This is a genomic window from Streptomyces sp. NPDC087787 (assembly GCF_044743035.1).
In the GTDB taxonomy this organism is placed as follows: domain Bacteria; phylum Actinomycetota; class Actinomycetes; order Streptomycetales; family Streptomycetaceae; genus Streptomyces.
The window spans coordinates 1-18,971 of sequence record NZ_JBIUVQ010000033.1 but is presented as its reverse complement, the minus strand read 5'-3'; the positions used below and the strand labels follow the sequence as shown (position 1 = coordinate 18,971).

The following is an 18,971-nucleotide window of genomic DNA, read 5'->3' as shown; positions in this document are numbered from 1 at the left end:
ACAGAATGCTCAACAGACGTGCGCTCCTGCAGGCCGGCGGAGGAGCCGTGGCGGCCGCCGCGATCGGCGGCGTGGGCGCCGAGACCGCCTTTGGCATCGGCCGCGGCTGGGAGCGGCTGCGGTCCAGGCTCACCGGTGACCTGGTGCTGCCGTCTGATCCCGGCTACGCGCAGGCGAAGCAGCTCCAGATCGCACAGTACGACTCGGTCAACCCGCAAGCCATTGCCTATTGCGCGAACACGACCGACGTGCGTGACTGCGTCCGGTTCGCGCAGGCCCACGGAATCCCGGTGCGGGTCCGGAGCGGCGGGCACAACCTGTCCGGCTGGTCGACCATCGACGGACTTGTCATCGACCTGGCCCGGATCAACCACGTGGCCGTGGGCGGCAGCACCCTCACCCTGGGTGCCGGCCTCCAGTCGGTGGATGCCCTGGCCAAGCTGAGGCCGCACAACAAGCAGATACCGGCGGGCACCTGCCCGACCGTGGCCCAGGGCGGCTTTCTGTCCGGCGGTGGAATCGGCTACCAGACACGGAAGTTCGGCCTGGGCTCCGACCGGATCGTCTCGGCGGGCGTCGTGCTCGCGAGTGGCCGGTTCGTACGCGCCAGCACCACCGAGGAGCCGGACCTGTACTGGGCGCTGCGCGGCGGCGGTGGCAACAACTTCGGTGTCGTGGTCGATTTCGAGGTGCGGCCGATCAACGCCCCGACGTCCGTCAACTTCGACCTGATGTGGTCGATCGACGACGCCCTCGATGTCTTCGCCGCGTGGCAGGCGTGGATCAGCGGCGGGTCGAACGACATCGGCACGTCTCTGGTCGTGCTGCCCCCGGCGGACGCGGGAGGCGCGGCGGTCGTTCTCGTCACCGGCTCCTGCCTCGGTCCCAGGCCCGCGCTGGAGACCGCGTTGAACCAGCTCGTTGAGCGGGCGGGTGTACAGCCCCTCAGCCGGGTGGTCGGTGGCCAACTGCCCTATGCCGACTCCCTGCACATCAAGTACTGCCGGGAGATGACGCTGGAGCAGTGCCACCGCGAGGGCACGACCCCGGCTGCGGAACTGCCGCGCATGCCGTTCCAGCGGCAGAGTTACCAATTCGTCAACCGCACGCTCACCGCGGCCGAGACGGGCTCCCTCTTCTCCACGTGGGACTCGCACACGACCCTGAAGCACCGGTACATTCAGTGCATCGCGATGGGCGGCGCGATGAGCGATACCGGCCGCACAGCCACCGCGTTCGTCAACCGCGACGCCAAGTTCCTCCTCGGCTACCAGGTCGGACTGGACAGTCCCACTCCGCCGCGGGAGGAGATCGCGGAGGCCACCGCCTGGACGGACGCCGGAGCGGCCGCACTCGAGCCGCTGGCCAGCGGCTCCTACATCAACTTCCCGAGTTCCCGGCCGGTGGCCGACTGGGCGACCTCGACGTACGGCGAGAACCACGCGCGCCTACGGCGGGTGAAGCGCCGTTACGACCCCGCCGGCTTCTTCCGGCACCCGCAGAGCATCAGGCCGTGAGCACTCAGCCGGGGCCGGCGGGCGCCGCCGGCCCCGGCTCACCGTACGACGACATCCGTCTCGACCGTCTCCTGGTCGATGTCGGAAGTCCTGATCGTCAGAACGACTTTCCAGACACCGGCCATCGGCAGGATCAGACCGTCCGACTCGTACCGCGTCCCGGTCTTCGCCACGAGCCTCACCTTCAGCGGTCCCACGCCCCGCTCAGGCAGGCTCAGCATGGCGCTCACCTCGCGCACCGGGGTGTTGCGCACTCGCATGGTGAGCGTGTTCGCTCCGGGCCTCGATGGTGTCAACACGACCCCCACTTTTCCGCTTCCCACGGCGAGTTCGCTCTGCGCCGTGTCATGGGGCCGCGGTCGGGTGGCGGGCGGTGTGGCGACCAGGAGCGTCGTCACGGCGAGTACCGCCACGGCGAAGAGCGCTTCGCCACGTACCGACCACGCGAGCTGCCGGCGCACCACTATGTGCCGTTCCCGCGCCGCACGGACCGATTCAGCCGGGGGACCGGGCCTGCTCCAGCGGCGTACGGCGGCGCGGGACAGCGCTGCCAGCCACAGCAGTCCCGCGATGACGGCAAGCTTGATGACCAGCAGAGTCCCGTAGGCGGTTCCCGCCAGAGCGGTGAGGGATCCGACCCCCACCCATGCGCGCCACAGGCCCGTCACGGTGAGCACGCCCACGGCCGTTGCCGCGATCCACGAGAAACGGACCGTCGGCGCCACGGAGCGGAACGCGCTCGCACAGCACACCAGGAAGGCGAGTCCGCCCAGCCATGCCGGCATCGCGCTGAGATGGGCGATGTCGGCAACCGCGGTGAGCAGGCCCGGCGAGGCGTTCGCGTGCCCTGTTCCGTACCACGTCGCCGGCAGCGCCACCACCAGTGTCAGGACAGTGAGCGAACGCAGCAGGCGGTCCCGCGGATTTCGCAGGAGACCCTGCAGGATGACGCCGCCAAAAGCGAGAAGTCCCAGGCGCGCCAGCACGAACCAGCCGTAGTCGGTGCCGAGTGTGGCTCCCAGGAGATCCGGGTCAAGCAGACCGGCGAGGGAACGGCCCGCGGCGTTCGGACCCTGCAACAGCAGCAGCGCCGTCGCGGATGCCGTGCTGCCGATCCAGCCCAGGAGCAGCAGCCGGCGTGCTCGCCGGTTCATCCAGCCCTCGGGCCAGCAGAGCAGGAGGAAGACCACGCCGCCGGCGAGCAGCGCCAGCGCCGCGTATCCGAGCCAGCGGAAGGCGCCGAACACCAGCGACAGCGCCGTCACCGGGTCCTCCTGCGCGCCCGGCTGCGGCAGCGTCCCGAACCGAGCGTCACCGATGCCGAACACCAGCGCGCCGCGGACGGGGTGTGAGTCCTCCGACACCACACGCCACAAGACGGTGTACAGGCCGGCGTCGAGCGTGCGGGGCACGCGCAGCACCACCTCGTCGGGGCCGTCCGTGCGCACGTCGTCCGGTCCGGTCAGCGTCCCTCGCGGGCCCAGGAGCCGGATCCCGTCCGGTACGAGGAAGACGCCCTCGCTGAACCGCAGCCGCACCTCGTTCGGGGCACTGGTCAGCCGCTCGCCGTTGGCCGGCGTGGACTCAAGGAGCTCCGCGTGGGCGGAGGCGGGCGCAGGGGCGAGCAGTATCACCAGGATCGCGAGCACCGCCGACAAGGCCCCGCGTCGCCGCCACATCCGCACATCACCGCTCAGCCCACGTGCCGTTGCCCGGGACCCGAGGGCCCGGGCAACGGTGGTCGGTCCACTCGTCACAGCGGGGCCACGCCCTTGGCGCTCCGCGGCAGTACCCGGAGCAGGCCCCACATCCCCGCGGTCGTGAAGGGGGTCCTGGCGTCGCCGAAGACGTAGTCACCCGTCCCGCCGAGGCTGCCGCCCGCCGGACCGAGCCGGGCATCGACCGTCTCTCCCGCGGTGATGGTGCGAGCCGCCACCCGCTGCGCTCCCGCCATCTTCGGTTCCAGCGGGAAGGTGTGACCACTGACGGTGAACGAGTGGAACTGGTCCGACGCGCCGACACCGACGCGGAAGACCACGGGGTCCTTCGAGTGCGCAGTGAACACCGGTGTGTCCGGATCCCCGTACGGTGTCGAGCTGAACGCGATGCCGTACGCCCCGATCACCGTGGCCTTGGTGAAGTCGTTCCGCTCGGCCGTGAGGCCGAGACGCTCGGTCAGCGGCTCGCTGTGGTAATTGACGTGGCTGAAGCCCTTGTCGAAGGAGCCCTGGTTGCCTGCCGTGCCCGGAGGCGCGCCGGGCACCGGCGGCACTTGCTGGTTGGCGACGGTCGGGCTGTTGAGCCCGTTGCCGGCCACCTGGTCGCCGTAGGGCAGGACGCTGCGCGCGTATTGCTGGTCGGTCGACTGCATCGTCATCGCGAACTCGCGGAACGCCCGGTGGCCGGGGACACGGATGATCGCCTGTGTGCTCGTCAGATTCGCTCCGAGCCTGCGGTTCGTGGCGCTGTCCCACCACGTGGAGCCCCGCGGTTCCACGATCAGCATGCCGTAGGCCCCGTGCCGCAGGCTCGCGGTGCTGCCGAGATTCTGGAACAGCCCGGTACCGAGCTCGACGTCCGCGTGGAACGTATAGGTCGCCGACTTTCCGGCCGCGACGGTGGTGTCCGGGTTGAGTCCGACGGCGGCGCCACCGGACAGCTGCGGATTGCGGGTCAGCTTGCCGAGATCGAAGCCCGCTCTTCTGCCGCCGTACAGCGAGCCGGCCGTGATCCGGTTCCGCAGCGTCACCGTCACGCAGTCACCCTTGTTCGCCCGCAGCACGAGCGGTTCCACGGGTTTCCTGCCCGCCTTGATCGCGTTCACGTCGGACGACAGCGCGTAGATCACGCCTCCGGTGTCCCTGAACGGTGCGGTCGGCAGTGTCCTGTCGAACAGCGACACGTCGTAGTGCCTCTCCGGCGCGCTCTTCGGGCAGGTTTTCGCCGTGGACGTCACGACCGAGGTGTCGACCCGGCCGTCCGCGAGCCATGCGGGTGCGGGGTTCGGCCCGGGTGCGGCCTGTGTGTTCCCGCCGGCGGCGGTCTGGACCGGGAAACCGGTCCCACCGGGAAGCGGGGCCCGGCCGGGCAACGGCTTCAGGTCGCCGCGCAGGCGGTCGTGCACCCGGAAGACGCCCCACGCGCCGCTCTCCAGCGCGAACGTGCGGGTGCTGTAGTACAGGTAGTCGCCCGGGCTCGCCGTGGGGCCTCCGGCGCCGCCGTCCAGCACGTAGTCGAACCGCTCCGACATGCCCGTGGTCGCCGTGTCCATCAACTGGCCGTCCTGGTTGAACCGCTCCATCCGGAACCGGTGTCCCTGCACGCGCAACGCCTCCGCGCGTTCGCTCAGGCCGATCGTGCGGATCACTACCGGGTCGCCTGCATAGGCCCGCAGCAACGGAGTCCGCGGATCGCCGTACTTCACCGACGAGAACACATACGGGTCCACGGTGGACACCGTCGCCCGTACGGTGTTCGCGTCCGGGTTGCCCGGGATGTCCGCGGCGCGGCTGAAGGCGTTGCGGCAGCGTGCGCCGTTGTACTCCTGACGCTGTTCGGTCGTGGTGGGATCGGCGGGCGTGGCGCCCGGCTTTGTACGCTCACCAAGCGGTTCGGCTCTGAGGTTGATCGTTCCTTCCTCGCACTCCTGCCCTGAATTGAAGGGTGTCAGGCCTTCTGGTGGTGGTTCGGCCAGCTCCGCCCGGCCACGTCTGCCGTTGTGCAGGAAGATGGTGAACTCACGGAAGGACCCGCGCTGACCGACGCCGACGGAACCGCCCGAGGTGTTGACCACGTCCACGATCGGCCCGCTGCGCACCGCCTCACCCGTCACTGGATCGCGGTACACCGAGCCCTTCGGTTCGATGATGTGCGCGGCGAAGAGACCATGAGCCCAGGAAGTCAGGGCATTGACGTGGTCGTGCCAGAAGACGGTTCCCGAGTCGACATCGGAGTACCAGCGGTACTGCACGAACTCGACCGTGACCGGCTCGCCGGGCCGGTGTTCGCGGGTGAGGGCCGCGTCGAACGTGAGCTGGTTTCCCTCGATCGCGGTGATCTCTCGGACCTCGACGCTCGCCCGCCCCACACCGATGCCGATGGAGATGCCCGGCCTCAACTTGTCCGTCGAGGACACTGTCACCTGGTCGGGGGCGTCGACCGACGTCAGTGTGCGCCCGTCCTTCGTGACCGAGAACACCGACTGTTCGTAGGCGAACCCCGCGACGACGCCGTCCGACGCCAGCGGGTCGAACTGCACGAAGTGCGTGTGCATGTTGACCTTGCTCTGCACCGCCGGGTTGAGCTCGCTGCCGAACGTGATCGCCACGCAGTCGCCGACATTGGAGCGGATCACCAGCGGATCCACCGGTTTGCGCCCGGCCAGCATGTCGTCCTTGTCCTCGTTGAGGACGTACAACTCGCCGTCCTTGTCCCGCTCCCGGCTGGTCTGCTGGACGGGCACCGCGACCGCGGTCACGTCGAACCGTTGTACGCGTGATGTCCGCGGGCACAGGCCCCCCGGACGCTGCGCGGTCGCGGTCTCGCCCACGCCGGGCGCGCCCGCGTGGCTGTTCGGGGCGAACGGGGGCCGGCGGCCCAGGTGGGGCCGCAGCATCGGGTAGGCGGGTCTGCCGGTCAGTGGATTGAACAGGATCTCGGGCCGGACACCGGGGTTCGGTGACCGGTAGTTGACCCAGACCGAAGACGTCTCGGGCTCGCCCAGGTAGACCGGCGCGTCGGCCGGACCGGTCTTCTTCCAGTCCCAGACCGTGGCGTCGTCGCGGTCCTCACCGCCGGCGGTCCTCCAACGCGCGCCCTGGGGTGGCAGATGGCTCTCCACAAGCTGGTCCAGCCCGATCTGGCGTCGGGGATCGATGACCTCGTCCGCAGGCACCACGGTCTTGCCCTCCACGACGCGGCCGAGCAGGCCGGCCGAGGTGACGCCGGTGGGTACGGCCCGGCGGCCGGGCAGCGGGGCGAGGTCGGGTTGCGCGGTGTCGAACACCCGCCACAGGCCCCACATGCCGGCGATGTAGTGCTGTGCGATGTGGCAGTGGTAGAGGAAATCACCCGTCGCCCGCTGGCATCCGCCCGCACCGCACTCGTGCTCCAGCGAGAACGTCTCCGTCGGACCCACCGTCTGTGAGTCGAGCCGGATGGAGGTGGCCTTCTGGATCGGGATCTTGGACAGACCGGCGTTCATCGCCGTGTCGTCGGCATCGGGATTGAGCCGCCAGCGTGTTCCGCCGCCGTGCACGTGGTGGACGTGCAGCTGCTGGACACCGGCGTCCACGAGCCGGGTCTTCGTGGGCTCGCCGAGGTAGGAACGCGGCATGGGCGTGGCTGGGTCGCCGTAGGTGTAGGAGCTGTACGCCAGCGACTTGTTGGCCTCCTGGGCCTGCGCGCCGCGCTCGGCCTCCAGCTGCAGTCTCCGGTAGAACGGCTCGCTGCGGTAGTTGATCGCCCGGCTGGCCGGACGATAGGCGTTGGTGCCGCCACCGCCTTCGTTCGGGATCGTCGGGGTCGGCGGTCGCACGTCGATCATCGGCAGGAAACGCCCGTACTCGACCTGGTCGCCGACCGGGATGCCGGGGTCGCCGCCGATCGGTATGCCCTCGTCGTTCTCCCGCAACGGCCTGCGCAGATTGAAGTTTTCGTCGCCGATCTCGTGGTAGATGACCGTGAACTCGCGGAACGCGGGGCCGGTGGCAGGCTTGATCATCGCCTCCCAGTTGTTCCAGTTCGCGTCGTCGGTCCGGTCCGCGCCACTCACCGGGTCCAGCCATCGTGCGTTTGCCGGTTCCGCGACGAGCGTGCCGAACAGGCCGTGCGCGGTCAGCTGGGTGGACTCGCCCCCGCTGCGGAATACCTTGGCGCCCTCACCCATCGTCGGGTCGAGGTAGTACCGGTACTGTTTGGTCTGGCCCGGAGCGGCCATCACCGAGTCCGGGTTGCGGCCGGCTGCCTGCCCGCCCTCGCCCCGGCTCGCGTCATAGGCGACACCCGACATGTCGACCGACACCGACGGGACGCCGCCGGGCTGGGTGATCGGCGGGTTGCCGAGCGGACCGCTCCGCGGCGCCCGGGTGAGCTTGTTGGTCAGGTTGATCACGACGCATTCTCCGAGCCGTGCCCGGAGCACCAGCGGTTGGATCGGGTCCTGGCCGAGGCCGACGGACACCTTCGCCGCCGCGGGGTCGTTCTTGTCCATCGAGGAGGCGGCGCGCAGTGCGGCCTCCTGGGCGCGTACCTCGTCCTCCCGGTCCGCCAGTACGTACATGAAGCCGTAAGGGTCGTGGTCGCCGAAGCGGTCCACGACGATGTCGACCTCGATGGCGTGCACGTCGAACACCCGCTGCGGCGCGGTCGCGCACCCGCCGTCGTAGCTCGTGGCCGGCGTCGCGCCGGTGGCGGGCGGCGCCGTCAGCAGCGATCCGAACACGAGCAACGCAGGCAGTGTCCGCACCGGTCTGCGGACCATCACCGTCCACCCGTGCCGCAGGCCGTCGAGCGTCAGGGCGGCTGCGAACACACCGGCCAGAGCCAGCGCGAGCGCCGCCGGCGCCACTTGCAGGGCCTGCGACACCGCGTCCGGCAGCAGGCCGTCGGCTCCGGACGAGAGCGGCCCGGCCGATCCGTGATGGCCCCCTTGCGGACTGATCACGGAGTGCGCGGTCGCCTGCACCACCGCGAAGGGTATGTACATCGCAGTCATGGCGAGCCCGGCGAGCACCGCGCGCATCGGGCGTTCCCAGGCCCACGAAGGCGCGATCACGCGTGCGAGCCGGGTCGCGATTCCCGCCGCCGCGCCGGCCGTCGGCAAGGCGAGCATCAGGTCGACGAGCGCGAACACCCCATGCGAACGCGACTGCCCGCCGGCGCCGAAAACCGTCCAGTGCTGCCACAGGACGCAGCCGACGGCCAGGAACACCACCAGCACGACATGGGTGCGGAACGCGGCACGCGGCTCACGCACGGGGGCGGTTCCTTGTCCATTGGTCATGATCCGTGTTCCTGTCCGTGTTCGGGCGTGGAGCCGGGTATGCGAACGGCCAGGTGGCGCTCCTCGCCACTGCGTTTCCAGACGAGGTGCAGCGGCGGATCGTCGGGGCCGGGGACCCTGGTGTCGAAGTAGAGGACGCCATCGGCCGCGCTGCCCGGGCCGAGTCGGCCGAGATGACCGAAGGTGTCCGAGTGCAGCGGCCGGGGACCGTCCGGCCCGCCCGTCAGAAAGAACTCCGACGCGAGGTCGAACGTCCGCGCCCGGTCTCCGTCGTTGGTCAGCGTGATCGGCACGCCGAGCCGCATGTCGTCGCCCTCTGGTGCGCCGGGCATCATCTGCGCCGGCATCTGGTAGCCCGTGTTGCCCATGTGGTGGTTCTCCATCGAGGCCCACTCAGCCTCGCGCGGCACGGCCGTGATGCCGCCGGTGGTGGCGACGGCGACCGGCCGTTCGGCCGCCTCCGCCCGGTGCCGCGACCAGGTCGCGGCACCGATCCCGGCGACGAACAGGGCGACCAGCGTGACCACCACGCACAGGATCTTGATCATGCGATGGCCTCCCGCGCGAGCAGCAGGGCACCTCGCAGCGATGACAGGCCGCCGAGCACCGCCTCATGCACCTCCGGCGCGGGATGACCGGGCCGTTGCAGCGCGTGGGTGTGGGCATCGACCACGGCGGTGAATCCGGGGAGCCCGGTCGCGAACCCGCCGCCGACCACGATGGCCGCCGGGTGCACCAGTTCACAGAGGCCGACCACCGACGCGGCAAGGGCGGCGCAGGACTCGTCGACCGCCGACACGGCCCACGGTTCTCCTGCCAGCCACGCCGCGCGCAGCTCCTCGAACGTCACAGGGGCTCCCCGGGCGAACGCCGCACGGCGAAGCGTGGCAGGACCGGACGCGATCGACTGGAGGCAGCCGCGCCGCCCGCAGTCGCACACCGGTCCGGACCGGTCGATGATCATGTGCCCGACCTCGCCGGAGACCAGCGCCGGGCGCCCGCCGAGCACGAACCCGCCGCCGATTCCCGTACCGACCCCGAGATAGACGATGTCGCCGCGGCCTACGGCGGCGGCCTCCGCGAGCGCGGCGAGATCACCGTCGTCGGCGAGCCTTACCTCAGCGGTGGGGAACAGGGCCTGCAGTACGGTGCCGATGTCGGTGCCGGCCCAGCTCGGCCTGCCGGGCCAGCTGACGACGCGGCGTGCACGGTCGAGGGTCGCGGGCATCGCGACACCGACAGCGCCCACCGTGCCGGGCCACCGATCGAGCAGTGCCCGGACGCCGTCGCTGAGGGCGGTCAGGTCACGCGTGATGTCGCCGTCAGGCCACCGGAATACGGTCTCGTCAGGCTGGGCGTCCTCGCTCTCGACGCGCAGCGCCACCTTCGTGCCACCGAAATCTATGCCCAAGCAGCCCTTCGCAGCCCTCATGCGAGCGATATTCGCACATGCCCGGCAACTCGCCGGTAATTGCCGACCCATCGGGCTGCACGGACCTGATTACCGAATTTCAGGGGGGAATGAGGGGTTGGCGTCCCGATAAATCCGAACCCATCCTGATGCTTCATGCATATATTTGTCTGACTATAAAGCGAGGGTGTCGATGTCACCCGATCGATGGGCGGGAAGAACGGTTTTCGTCACCGGTGGGCTGGGCTTCATCGGGTCGCATTTCGTCGAAGAACTGCTGGCACGTGACGCCCGAGTGGTGTGCCTGTACCGCACCCCCAGGGAAGAGATGCTCGCGCAGCTCCCACGGGGAGACAACCTACGGCTGCTGCAACTCGACCTGCTCGACCACGGCGAGGTGCGCGCCGCGTGCCGGTACGCGTCCCCGAACGTGGACGCGATCATCCACTGCGCCGCACTGGACGGGAACACCGAGTTCAAGCTCAACCACTCGGCGGAGATCCTCGACACGAACCTGCGGATCACCTCGAACGTGCTCAACTGCGCGCGAGAGTACGGGGTGCCGGACGTCGCGCTGCTGAGCTCGGCCGAGGTCTACCAGGGCGAGACGACCGGCGCGATCCACGAGGACGACGACTACCGCAGGCACATGCGGTACTCGACCAACGGCTACGCCCTGTCGAAGACGTTCGTCGAGGTGCTCGCCGAGTTGCACAGGGCCCAGTACGGAATGAACATCCTGGTGCCGAGGCCGACGAACGTGTACGGGCCGCGGGACGGCTTCGACGGTACGTCCGGCCGGGTCATCCCCACCATGCTGCGCAGGATCGCCGCGGGCGAGGAGGTCGTGATCTGGGGGGACGGCAGCCAGACACGCACCTTCGTCCACGTCGCCGACTTGGTCCGGGCGACGTTGCGGATGATGGAGCAACGCCGCTACGCCACGATGAACGTCGGCACCGATGAGCCGGTGTCGGTGCTGGAGCTGGCCGCGACACTCTTCGCGGTGATGGACCGGCCGGAACGCATCAGGCTCGACCCGTCCAAGCCCACCGGGGCGTCGAGCAGACTCCTGGACGTACGGCGGATGGCGGAGATCACCAGCTTCACCCCGCGCCCGCTACGGGTCGGCCTGCGGCAGACCGCCGAGTGGTTCCTGGCGCAGGAACCGGTTCTGGTGTGAACGTGAAGGGGCCTTCCCCCGGGAGGCCCCTCGGCCGTCAGGCCACTCGTTCCAGGTGGCCCTCGATCCGCGCCACCACCTCCCGGGCGCCGCCCGCCTCGCGAATCCGCTCACTCATCTCCCGCGTGCGGTTGACGATCTCCTTGTCCCCGCTGACCCGCAGGATCGCGTTGCGCAACCGCTCGGCCGTGACGTCGGCGGGCCGCAGCACGACACCGAGCTCCAGTTCGGCGAGGCGCTCGGCGTTGGGCACGACATCCGGGAACGGCGGGACGGCGACCATCGGGCGCCCCCAGCGCAACGCCTCCATCACGCCGCCCATGCCGGCGTGGGTGACGGCCAGCTCGGCGTGTTCGAGCACGGTCAGGTGCGGTACCCACCGGCGCACCTCCACGTTGTCCGGCAGGTCCCCCAGCTCGGCCGGGTCGATGCCGTTGCCGACCGAGACGACCGCGTGCCACGGTAGGTCCGTGAACGCGTCGATGGTGGCCTTGAAGAAGCCGGCGTCGCGGTTGTTCACCGTCCCCAGCGACACCAGCGCCGTCGGAAGGCCACTGACCGGCGGATGCCATTCGCCGAGGAAGTCGCGATCGGCGAGGCAGGGGCCGACGAACGCGAACCGCTCGTCGAAGGTGTCGCCCGCGGGCTGGAACGCCCTGGGGACGAGGACGATGGTGAGATCCTCGACGTGGGCCATGAACTCCTGGACCGACTCCTCGAAGCCGTTGGTGAGGAGCAGTCGGCCCAGTTTCTCGCCGAACTCGGCCATCGCGTCGGTCCCCATGTCGACCGGGCCCGCGGCCTCCATCATCTTCTGCACGAAGGAGTAGTGCTCGTTCGAGGCGAACACGGGGGAGAGCCGGACGGCGGGGCGGCTCCACCGTTTCGCCAGCACCCGTCCGGCCTGCATGGCCACCCCGTCGTAGAGCACGAGATCCGGCACGTCGTCGGCCAGGTGCTTTTCGGCCGCGGCGATCTGGGCGAGATTCTCCTCCAGGAACACCAGCGGAGCGCGCCCGGATTCCGGGCCGCTGACCACGGAGACCGGGTCGACCGAGTCGTAGGGCAGTACGGTCGCTCCGACCGACTCAACCATGCGAGCGAAGTCCCCGACCATCGGGTAAGTGACGCGATGGCCCTTGCGGACCAGTTCCGCGACAATTGCGAGTGTGGGGAGCACGTGACCGTTCGCGGGAATGCTGTGTATCAGAACATGATGACCCATACCGTGCGTCCTATTCTTCGGCGACGGGTTGGTGGTCCGCGCAGAAATTCCGAGAAATCAACAGATAGCTGATTCGAGGCGGACGGTATCGACTTCCACCAGAGCAGGCCAACCCCTAGCCGACCCCTCATCCGGGGAACTGGTCCCTGCGTCGGGGGCGGGTCGCTTCGCGCCTCCCGGACATATCGTCTGAGAGCAGACCATCTGCTTCCGGCTGACCCCGGTAGCATGTGGGCATGCCCAATACCACGCCCTCCGCTCCCGAGATGGATCTGATGTTCCTGCTCTCCTGGGCGAGCCACGCGCTCGCGACCGAGCAGACGGCGGCGCTGTCCGGTCTGGGGATCACGCCACGCGCGTACTGCGTGCTCTACAAGGCGCTTCCGGGCAACCTCACACAGCGACGCCTCGCGGAGATCTGCGGGCTCGACAAGTCGACGATGGTGGTCACGGTCGACGAGCTGGAGAAAGCGGGACTGGCCGAGCGCAGGCCGTCGAGCACCGACCGTCGGGTGCGCATCATCCACGTCACCCCGAAGGGTATGGAGATGATCGCGGAGGCGAACCAGATCGTCGCGCGGGTCCAGCGCGATGTGCTGTCCGCCCTGCCGCAGGACCAGCGCGAGGGGTTCACGAACGGCCTCGCCGTGCTGGTCGAGGGCCGGCTGTCCACGCTCACCCCGTCCGAGCGGCCGCCGCGGCGCCCCTCGGTCAGGTCCTGAGTCCGGCAGGTCCAAAGTTCGACCATGAAAAGACCGTCTGAAACTAGACGATCTGCTAGTGTCGCTTCTGACGTCATGAAACAGGAGGCGACGACATGTCCGGGACCGCTCCCACGACCAGCAGAGCGCGCTGGCTCGCGTTCGGTGTGCTCTGCTCCGTGCAGCTGATGGTCATCATCGACACGAGCATCGTGAACGTGGCTCTGCCGTCGATCCAGTCCGAGCTCGGTTTCACGCAGCCGGGGCTCGGCTGGGTCACCAACGCCTACACGATCGCCTTCGGTGGTCTGCTCCTGCTGTCCGGCCGCCTCGGCGACCTGATCAGCCGCAAGCGGATGTTCATCGCCGGACTCGTCGTGTTCACCGCTTCCTCGGCTTTATGCGGTCTGGCCGGCAACCGGGAGATGCTGATCGCCGGGCGCTTCCTGCAGGGTGCGGGAGCCGCGATGGCGGCGGCGGTCGTGATGGGCATCGTGATCACGGCCTTCCGGGATCCCAAGGAGCTGGGCAAGGCGATTGCCGCGTTCAGCTTCGTTGGGGCCGCCGGCGGCTCCATCGGCGTACTGGCCGGTGGTGTGCTCACCGAGGGCATCAGCTGGCACTGGGTGTTCTTCATCAATGTGCCGATCGGTGTGGTGGCCGCGATTCTTGCTGTGCCGCTCGTCCAGGCGGACCAGGGGCTCGGTCTTGGGGAAGGGGTCGACCTGCCCGGCTCCGTGATGGTGACCTTCGGTCTCATGAGCGGCGTGTACACGATCGTCAAGGTGCCCGAGTACGGCTGGGGCTCCGCCCACACGATCGGCGTCGGCGCGCTCTCGGCCGTTCTGCTGGCCGCGTTCGTCGTGCGCCAGGCCACCGCGGTCAAGCCGCTCGTACCGCTGAAGCTCTTCAGGTCCCGCAACCTCTCCGGGGCCAACCTGGTGCAACTGCTCCTGGTCGCGGGCATGTTCGGCTTCAACTTCCTCGGCACGCTGTACCTGCAGCAGGTGCTCGGCTACACGCCGGTCGAGGCGAGCCTAGCCTTCCTGCCGCTCGCGGTCGCCCTTGCCGTGGTGTCGATGGGCTTCTCGGCCAAGCTCAACATCCGGTTCGGTCCGCGCAACGTCCTGCTGGCCGGCCTCGTGCTCATCGCGGCCGCCTTGTTCCTGGCCGCGCGGGCACCGCAGAACGCGGACTACGTCGTGGACGTCCTGCCGATGGCCCTGCTGCTTGGCGGCGGCGCGGGTCTCACGATGCCGGCGGTCATGGCCCTGGCCATGTCGGTCGCCACGCCGAGCGATGCCGGCCTCGCCTCCGGTGTCGCGGGCACGGCCGGGATGGTGGGTGGTGCGCTTGGCCTCGCCGTACTCACCGCCCTGTCATCCAGCCGTACGCAGAGCCTCATCAGCGAGGGCCAGAACGCGACGGCCGCCTTGAACGGCGGCTTCCACATGGCCTTTCTCGTCTCGGCCGGCCTCGTCGTCGTGGCCGCGGTCATCGGATACTTCGTCCTGGAGAACACTCCCATGCCGTCCGGTCCGCCCGCGCCCCCGCCCGGCGCCGAGGAGGGCGTCCAGCACGAGGCCCAGCAGGGCACCCAGGACGACGCCGGCGAGAGCGACGGGAAGCCGTCGACGGCAGAAGGCCTCCGGTCCTGACACTCCCGGAGGATCCCGGGGATCAGCATGAACATGCCGGTGGCCGCGGAAGTTCCGCGGCCACCGGCGAGTGGTGTGTGTCCGGGCCCGGCTCAGCCGGCGAGGGCGGCAGAGGAGAGCCGGCCACGCAGATCCGCGACGAGCTCGCCGAGACCGGTGCCGTCCCGCGCACCGCCGAACGCGTAGAAGTCGGGGCGCACCAGCACACCGACCGCTTCCACATGGTCCAGGTAGGACAGGTGGACGCCGTCGACGTCCACCACGGCACGGTCCCCCACGGCGCGGTCGGCCGCGGGAACCAGGTGGACCAGCTGGGTGTCGATCTCCGCAAGAGCCGCCAAGGCGTCAGCGCCCAGTAGACGCTGCGGGTCCTCGCGCGCCAACAGCACGAACCCGTTGCCGATCACCTCGTCGAGCAGCCCTGTACGGCCGCCACGGGACACCCGCCCCTGCGGGACGAGGGAGCCCGCGATGGTTGAGCCACCCCCCAACAGGCCGGTGGTCAGCGGGTGGTAGACCGCGGAATCCTGCTGCGGCCTGCCCTCGTTGCGCTTCCTGGTCGCGAGCATGACCATGTCGCGGTCGGCGGCGGCCTTCGGGTCGGGTTGGCAAATGACCTTGCCCAGATTCACCGACATGCCGATGGCGTGCTGCACGTGTGATCGCCGCTCGGCCGTGTAGGTGTCCAGGAGGGACTCGTCGGCCTTGCCGGCCAGCACGAGGTCGAGCTTCCACGCAAGGTTCACCGCGTCACGGAACCCAGAGCACATCCCCTGCCCCGCGAACGGCGGCATGAGGTGTGCCGAGTCGCCGGCGAGCAGGATCCGGCCCACCCGCCACTCGTCGGCGTAGCGCGCTTGGAAGCGGTACACCGCCTGCCGCTGGAGGGTCGCGTTCTTCGGCGTGACGTCGAACGGCGCGAGCAGGCGCCACACGGTCTCCACCCGGTCCAGTTCTTCGATCGGCTCACCGGGCACACGCATGAACTCCCAGCGCCGGTGGCCCGGGCCCGCCGACACCGCGGTACTCGGCCGGGCCGGGTCGCAGATCTGCAGGTTGTTCGGGACGAACCGGCGCGGCTCGTGCAGGGCCACGTCGCAGGTGAGCCAGTCGTTCGCGAAGCCCAGATCGGTGAGTGTGACGCCCATCCGCTCGCGTACGAAGCTGTTCGCGCCGTCACAGCCGATCACCCAGCGACCTGTCAGGTGCACCCGGCCCTCATCGCGGGAGTCCGCCACGAGCGTCACCCGGTCACCGTCGTCGGTCAACTCGACCGCCCGGTGGCCGCGCAGCACCCGCAGACCGGGCAGCCTGGACCCGCGCTCGGCGAGGGCCGCCTCCAGCCCCGGCTGGTACATCGACGTGGAGTCCGGCCAGCCACACTGGCCGTGCTCCGCGACGTCGACGTGCAGCAGTGTCTCCCCGTCCGCGTTGCGCCACACGTAGTCGCCCGACGGCTCGCCGAACCGCTCGATATGCTCGCCGACCCCCGCGGCCGCGAGTGCGCGGGCCGACTCGCCGTCGAACGAGACCGCCCTCGGCATGGTGAACGGCTCCGGCCACCTCTCCACGACCGTCACCGTCCAGCCACGCTGAGCCAGCAGGACGGCCGTGGTCTGCCCGACCGGTCCGTAACCGACGATCAGCACGTCCGCCATCTGCTCAGCCGACCGGGTTGAGGATCGTGCGGACGGTCTCCTTGTACTGCTCCGCGTCCACCAGAACGCGAACCCGCTCGACGCCGTCGGCCAGTTCGAGGTACCGCCTGCCGATCAGGACGAGCTGGCCGTTCTCGGTGGCCCGGCTGTGGATGTAGGTGCCGACGGCCACGAGTCCGGGCGGGAACTCGACGAGCTTCGGATCCGGGTCGGTCCACTCCTGGATGTCGCGGAACTGCATCCGGAAGCGGTAGATGGCCAACCAGTCGCCGTTCTTGGGCTTGCGCTCGACGACCGTGTACCCGTCGGCCTCGTACATTCGGTACTGCACGCCGTACTGCTCCTGGACCTCCTCGGTCACCCGCAACGGCTCGATGTAGTGCGGTCCTGCGATACCGACGTCGACCAGCCAGGTCTCGTCGTCCAGTTGCACACAGCCGAAGATGTGCTCCAGGTCGGGGCCGAAGCCGCCGTTCACCTGGCGCACCGCACCAGCGAGGATGCGGTAGTCGAAGCCGAGCCCGGTCAGCAGGAAGCGGAACAGGCCGTTGAGTTCGTAGCAGACGCCACCACGGCCGTCGACCACCACGGCCTCGAACAGTTCGTCGGGGTCGATGTCGACGTCGTCCCACACGGACAGGCCGCGGTCCACGCCGGCGTTGACCGAGTTGTCGAACGGGATCGACATGATGTGCCGCTTCTGTACCGCGCGCAGCGTGTCGAGCGTCGGTTCGGGCGAGCCGGTGTAGCCGATCTTCTCGAGGTACTTCGGGATGTCGAACATGGGGAGCACATGTCCTTCCGTGGATTCAGGGGATAAGCAGACTGCGCAGGTGGTCGACGACGAGGCCCGGTGTCGGATGGTCGAAGACCAGCATCGGCGACAGGGTCAGTCCGGTCGCCTCGTTGAGCCTGTTCCGCAGTTCCACCGCGATCAGCGAGTTGAACCCGACCTCGAAGAACGGGCTGTCGTGCTCGACGCTGTCGGTCGCCGCGTCGCCCAGCGCCACCACCGCCTCGGCCAACACCAGCTCGGCCAGGACCTTGTTCTGTTCCTCCTCGGACAACGCGGCCAGCCGATCGGCCAGCGACCCGCTCGTGTTCTGTTCTGTTGACACCGGGTGTGTCACCTCCACTGTGGGATTTCCTGAAGCCAGCCAGAAGTGCCGGCGATCGAAGGCATAGGTGGGCAGCGCCACCCGCCGGGCACCGCTCGCGCTGAAGAACGCGGACCGATCGAACGGGACGGCGCGGATGTACAGCTGTCCCAACGCGCCCACGACAGCGGGCACTTCCGGGCCTGCACCGCGCAGCGCGGGGACGAACGCGGCGTCGGCCGCGGCGTCGGGGAGGCAGTGGGGCAGCATGCCGCTCAGCACACCGCTCGGCCCGAGCTCCAGGAACGTGGTGACGCCTTGGTCCTCGAGTTCGCGCGCACAGTCGGCGAAGCGCACCGGCAGCCGGATGTGCTCCACCCAGTACTGCGGCGAGCACAGTTGCCCCGGCTCGGCCAGCCTTCCGGTCACGTTCGACACCACGGGGATGTCCGGGTCGTCGAACGAGATGTCCGCGATGGACCGCGCGAACTCCTCCAGCATGCCGTCCATGCGCGGTGAGTGGCCCGCGTGCGACACCTGGAGGCGTTTCGTCTTGCGTCCCAGAGCGCTGAAGTGCGCCGCGATCGCCAGCGCCTCGTCCTCGTCGCCGGACACGACGATTGAGGTGGGCCCGTTGATGCCGCCGATACTCACCCGCGGCGACAACATCGGCACGACCTCCTCCTCTGCGGCCTGCACCGCCACCATGGCGCCGCCCTCGGTCGGCAACGACTGCATGAGCCGTGCGCGCGCCGCGACGAGCGTCGCGGCGTCGGGCAGCGACAGCACACCCGCCACGTGCGCGGCGGCGATCTCGCCGATCGAATGGCCCGCGACGAGGTGCGGTCGCACGCCCCACGACTCGACCAGCCGGAACAGCGCCACCTCGAACGCGAACAACCCGGTCTGGGTGAACACCGTCCGGTTCAGCCTGGTGGCGTCCTCGGCGAAGACCACGTCGGCGACAGGACGATCGACGTGGCCGTGCAGCGCGTGGTCCAGCGCGCAGCAGACGTCGTCGAACGCTCTCGCGAACACAGGGAACGCGGCGTACAGGTCCCGTCCCATTCCGGCGCGCTGGCTGCCCTGCCCGGAGAACAGGACGGCCAGCTTGCCCCGCGCCGTACGGCCGGTGAAAACGTTCGGAGCCGACTCACCCCGGGCCAGCGCGTTGGCCCCGTCCACGGCGTTCTGCCTGCCGTCCGCGACCACGACGGCCCGCAGGTCCCAGGAGGATCGGGTGGTGAGCAGGGAGTAGGCGACATCGTCGAGGCGCACGCCGCCGTCCTCCAAGTGTTCTGCCAGGCGCTTGGCCTGTGCGTGCAGCGCTTGGGGGCTCTTGGCGGAGAGGATCAGGGGGACGGTTGTGTCGGTGTGTGTGGGTGTGGTCGGTTGGTCGGGTTGGTGGGGTTGTTCGGGGGCTTGTTCGAGGATGATGTGGGCGTTGGTTCCGCTGACGCCGAAGGAGGAGACGGCGGCTCGGCGGGGGTGGTTGGTGTGGGGCCAGGGTTGGTGTTC

Annotated in this window: 12 protein-coding genes; 4 read left to right on the top strand and 8 right to left on the bottom strand. The window is 69.3% G+C overall.

Features of this window, described 5'->3' with window-relative positions; genetic code table 11:
• Positions 1 to 5: 5 nt before the first annotated feature.
• Positions 6 to 1,517, top strand: coding sequence for an FAD-binding protein (locus tag ACIOWN_RS32865; RefSeq protein ID WP_362357567.1), 1,512 nt, complete (start codon positions 6 to 8; stop codon positions 1,515 to 1,517).
• 38 nt (positions 1,518 to 1,555) lie between these two features.
• On the opposite strand, the gene ACIOWN_RS32860 is transcribed toward ACIOWN_RS32865, so the two are convergent.
• The 4 genes from ACIOWN_RS32860 to ACIOWN_RS32845 all read right to left on the bottom strand — a co-directional run bounded on the left by ACIOWN_RS32860 (position 1,556) and on the right by ACIOWN_RS32845 (position 9,952).
• On the bottom strand, positions 1,556 to 3,196 hold the full coding sequence (locus tag ACIOWN_RS32860; protein WP_362357565.1) for a copper resistance protein CopC: 1,641 nt from the start codon (positions 3,194 to 3,196) through the stop codon (positions 1,556 to 1,558).
• 74 nt (positions 3,197 to 3,270) lie between these two features.
• Positions 3,271 to 8,493, bottom strand: coding sequence for a hypothetical protein (locus ACIOWN_RS32855; protein ID WP_362357563.1), 5,223 nt, complete (start codon positions 8,491 to 8,493; stop codon positions 3,271 to 3,273).
• 23 nt (positions 8,494 to 8,516) lie between these two features.
• Positions 8,517 to 9,068 (bottom strand): hypothetical protein, encoded by a 552-nt coding sequence (locus ACIOWN_RS32850; RefSeq protein WP_362357561.1) that lies wholly within the window; start codon positions 9,066 to 9,068, stop codon positions 8,517 to 8,519.
• On the bottom strand, positions 9,065 to 9,952 hold the full coding sequence (locus ACIOWN_RS32845) for an ROK family protein (RefSeq protein ID WP_362357559.1): 888 nt from the start codon (positions 9,950 to 9,952) through the stop codon (positions 9,065 to 9,067). Before ACIOWN_RS32845 ends, ACIOWN_RS32850 begins: the two co-directional genes overlap by 4 nt.
• Positions 9,953 to 10,124: 172 nt before the next feature.
• Between ACIOWN_RS32845 and ACIOWN_RS32840 the strand changes: the two genes are divergently transcribed.
• Positions 10,125 to 11,114 carry an SDR family NAD(P)-dependent oxidoreductase gene (locus ACIOWN_RS32840; RefSeq protein ID WP_362357557.1) on the top strand — a complete coding sequence of 330 codons (990 nt, stop codon included), beginning with the start codon at positions 10,125 to 10,127 and terminating at the stop codon, positions 11,112 to 11,114.
• A gap of 37 nt (positions 11,115 to 11,151) precedes the next feature.
• On the opposite strand, the gene ACIOWN_RS32835 is transcribed toward ACIOWN_RS32840, so the two are convergent.
• On the bottom strand, positions 11,152 to 12,339 hold the full coding sequence (locus tag ACIOWN_RS32835; protein ID WP_362357555.1) for a macrolide family glycosyltransferase: 1,188 nt from the start codon (positions 12,337 to 12,339) through the stop codon (positions 11,152 to 11,154).
• Positions 12,340 to 12,575: 236 nt separating this feature from the next.
• Between ACIOWN_RS32835 and ACIOWN_RS32830 the strand changes: the two genes are divergently transcribed.
• Together ACIOWN_RS32830 and ACIOWN_RS32825 are read left to right on the top strand one after the other, a co-directional pair.
• Positions 12,576 to 13,061, top strand: coding sequence for a MarR family transcriptional regulator (locus ACIOWN_RS32830; protein WP_362357553.1), 486 nt, complete (start codon positions 12,576 to 12,578; stop codon positions 13,059 to 13,061).
• Between the two features lie 95 nt (positions 13,062 to 13,156).
• Entirely contained in the window at positions 13,157 to 14,698 is a 1,542-nt protein-coding gene (locus tag ACIOWN_RS32825; RefSeq protein WP_362357551.1) for an MFS transporter, read from the top strand.
• Between the two features lie 92 nt (positions 14,699 to 14,790).
• Here ACIOWN_RS32825 and ACIOWN_RS32820 read toward each other — a convergent pair whose 3' ends face one another.
• From ACIOWN_RS32820 to ACIOWN_RS32810, 3 genes are all read right to left on the bottom strand, one after another.
• Positions 14,791 to 16,356: a bifunctional 3-(3-hydroxy-phenyl)propionate/3-hydroxycinnamic acid hydroxylase gene (locus ACIOWN_RS32820; protein ID WP_362357549.1), complete on the bottom strand. Its 1,566-nt coding sequence runs from the start codon at positions 16,354 to 16,356 to the stop codon at positions 14,791 to 14,793.
• Positions 16,357 to 16,360: 4 nt separating this feature from the next.
• On the bottom strand, positions 16,361 to 17,140 hold the full coding sequence (locus tag ACIOWN_RS32815) for an arylamine N-acetyltransferase (RefSeq protein ID WP_362357547.1): 780 nt from the start codon (positions 17,138 to 17,140) through the stop codon (positions 16,361 to 16,363).
• A gap of 25 nt (positions 17,141 to 17,165) precedes the next feature.
• The coding region (locus ACIOWN_RS32810; protein WP_401984245.1) for an acyltransferase domain-containing protein at positions 17,166 to 18,971 on the bottom strand (1,806 nt) is incomplete at its 5' end.

Bases quoted from the DNA above. Each gene is read 5' to 3' on its own strand.
- ACIOWN_RS32865 (WP_362357567.1), top strand. From the start codon at position 6: ATGCTCAACAGACGTGCGCTCCTGCAGGCCGGCGGAGGAGCCGTGGCG.
- ACIOWN_RS32860 (WP_362357565.1), bottom strand. From the start codon at position 3,196: ATGTGGCGGCGACGCGGGGCCTTGTCGGCGGTGCTCGCGATCCTGGTG.
- ACIOWN_RS32850 (WP_362357561.1), bottom strand. From the start codon at position 9,068: ATGATCAAGATCCTGTGCGTGGTGGTCACGCTGGTCGCCCTGTTCGTC.
- ACIOWN_RS32845 (WP_362357559.1), bottom strand. From the start codon at position 9,952: ATGAGGGCTGCGAAGGGCTGCTTGGGCATAGATTTCGGTGGCACGAAG.
- ACIOWN_RS32840 (WP_362357557.1), top strand. From the start codon at position 10,125: ATGTCACCCGATCGATGGGCGGGAAGAACGGTTTTCGTCACCGGTGGG.
- ACIOWN_RS32835 (WP_362357555.1), bottom strand. From the start codon at position 12,339: ATGGGTCATCATGTTCTGATACACAGCATTCCCGCGAACGGTCACGTG.
- ACIOWN_RS32830 (WP_362357553.1), top strand. From the start codon at position 12,576: ATGCCCAATACCACGCCCTCCGCTCCCGAGATGGATCTGATGTTCCTG.
- ACIOWN_RS32825 (WP_362357551.1), top strand. From the start codon at position 13,157: ATGTCCGGGACCGCTCCCACGACCAGCAGAGCGCGCTGGCTCGCGTTC.
- ACIOWN_RS32820 (WP_362357549.1), bottom strand. From the start codon at position 16,356: ATGGCGGACGTGCTGATCGTCGGTTACGGACCGGTCGGGCAGACCACG.
- ACIOWN_RS32815 (WP_362357547.1), bottom strand. From the start codon at position 17,140: ATGTTCGACATCCCGAAGTACCTCGAGAAGATCGGCTACACCGGCTCG.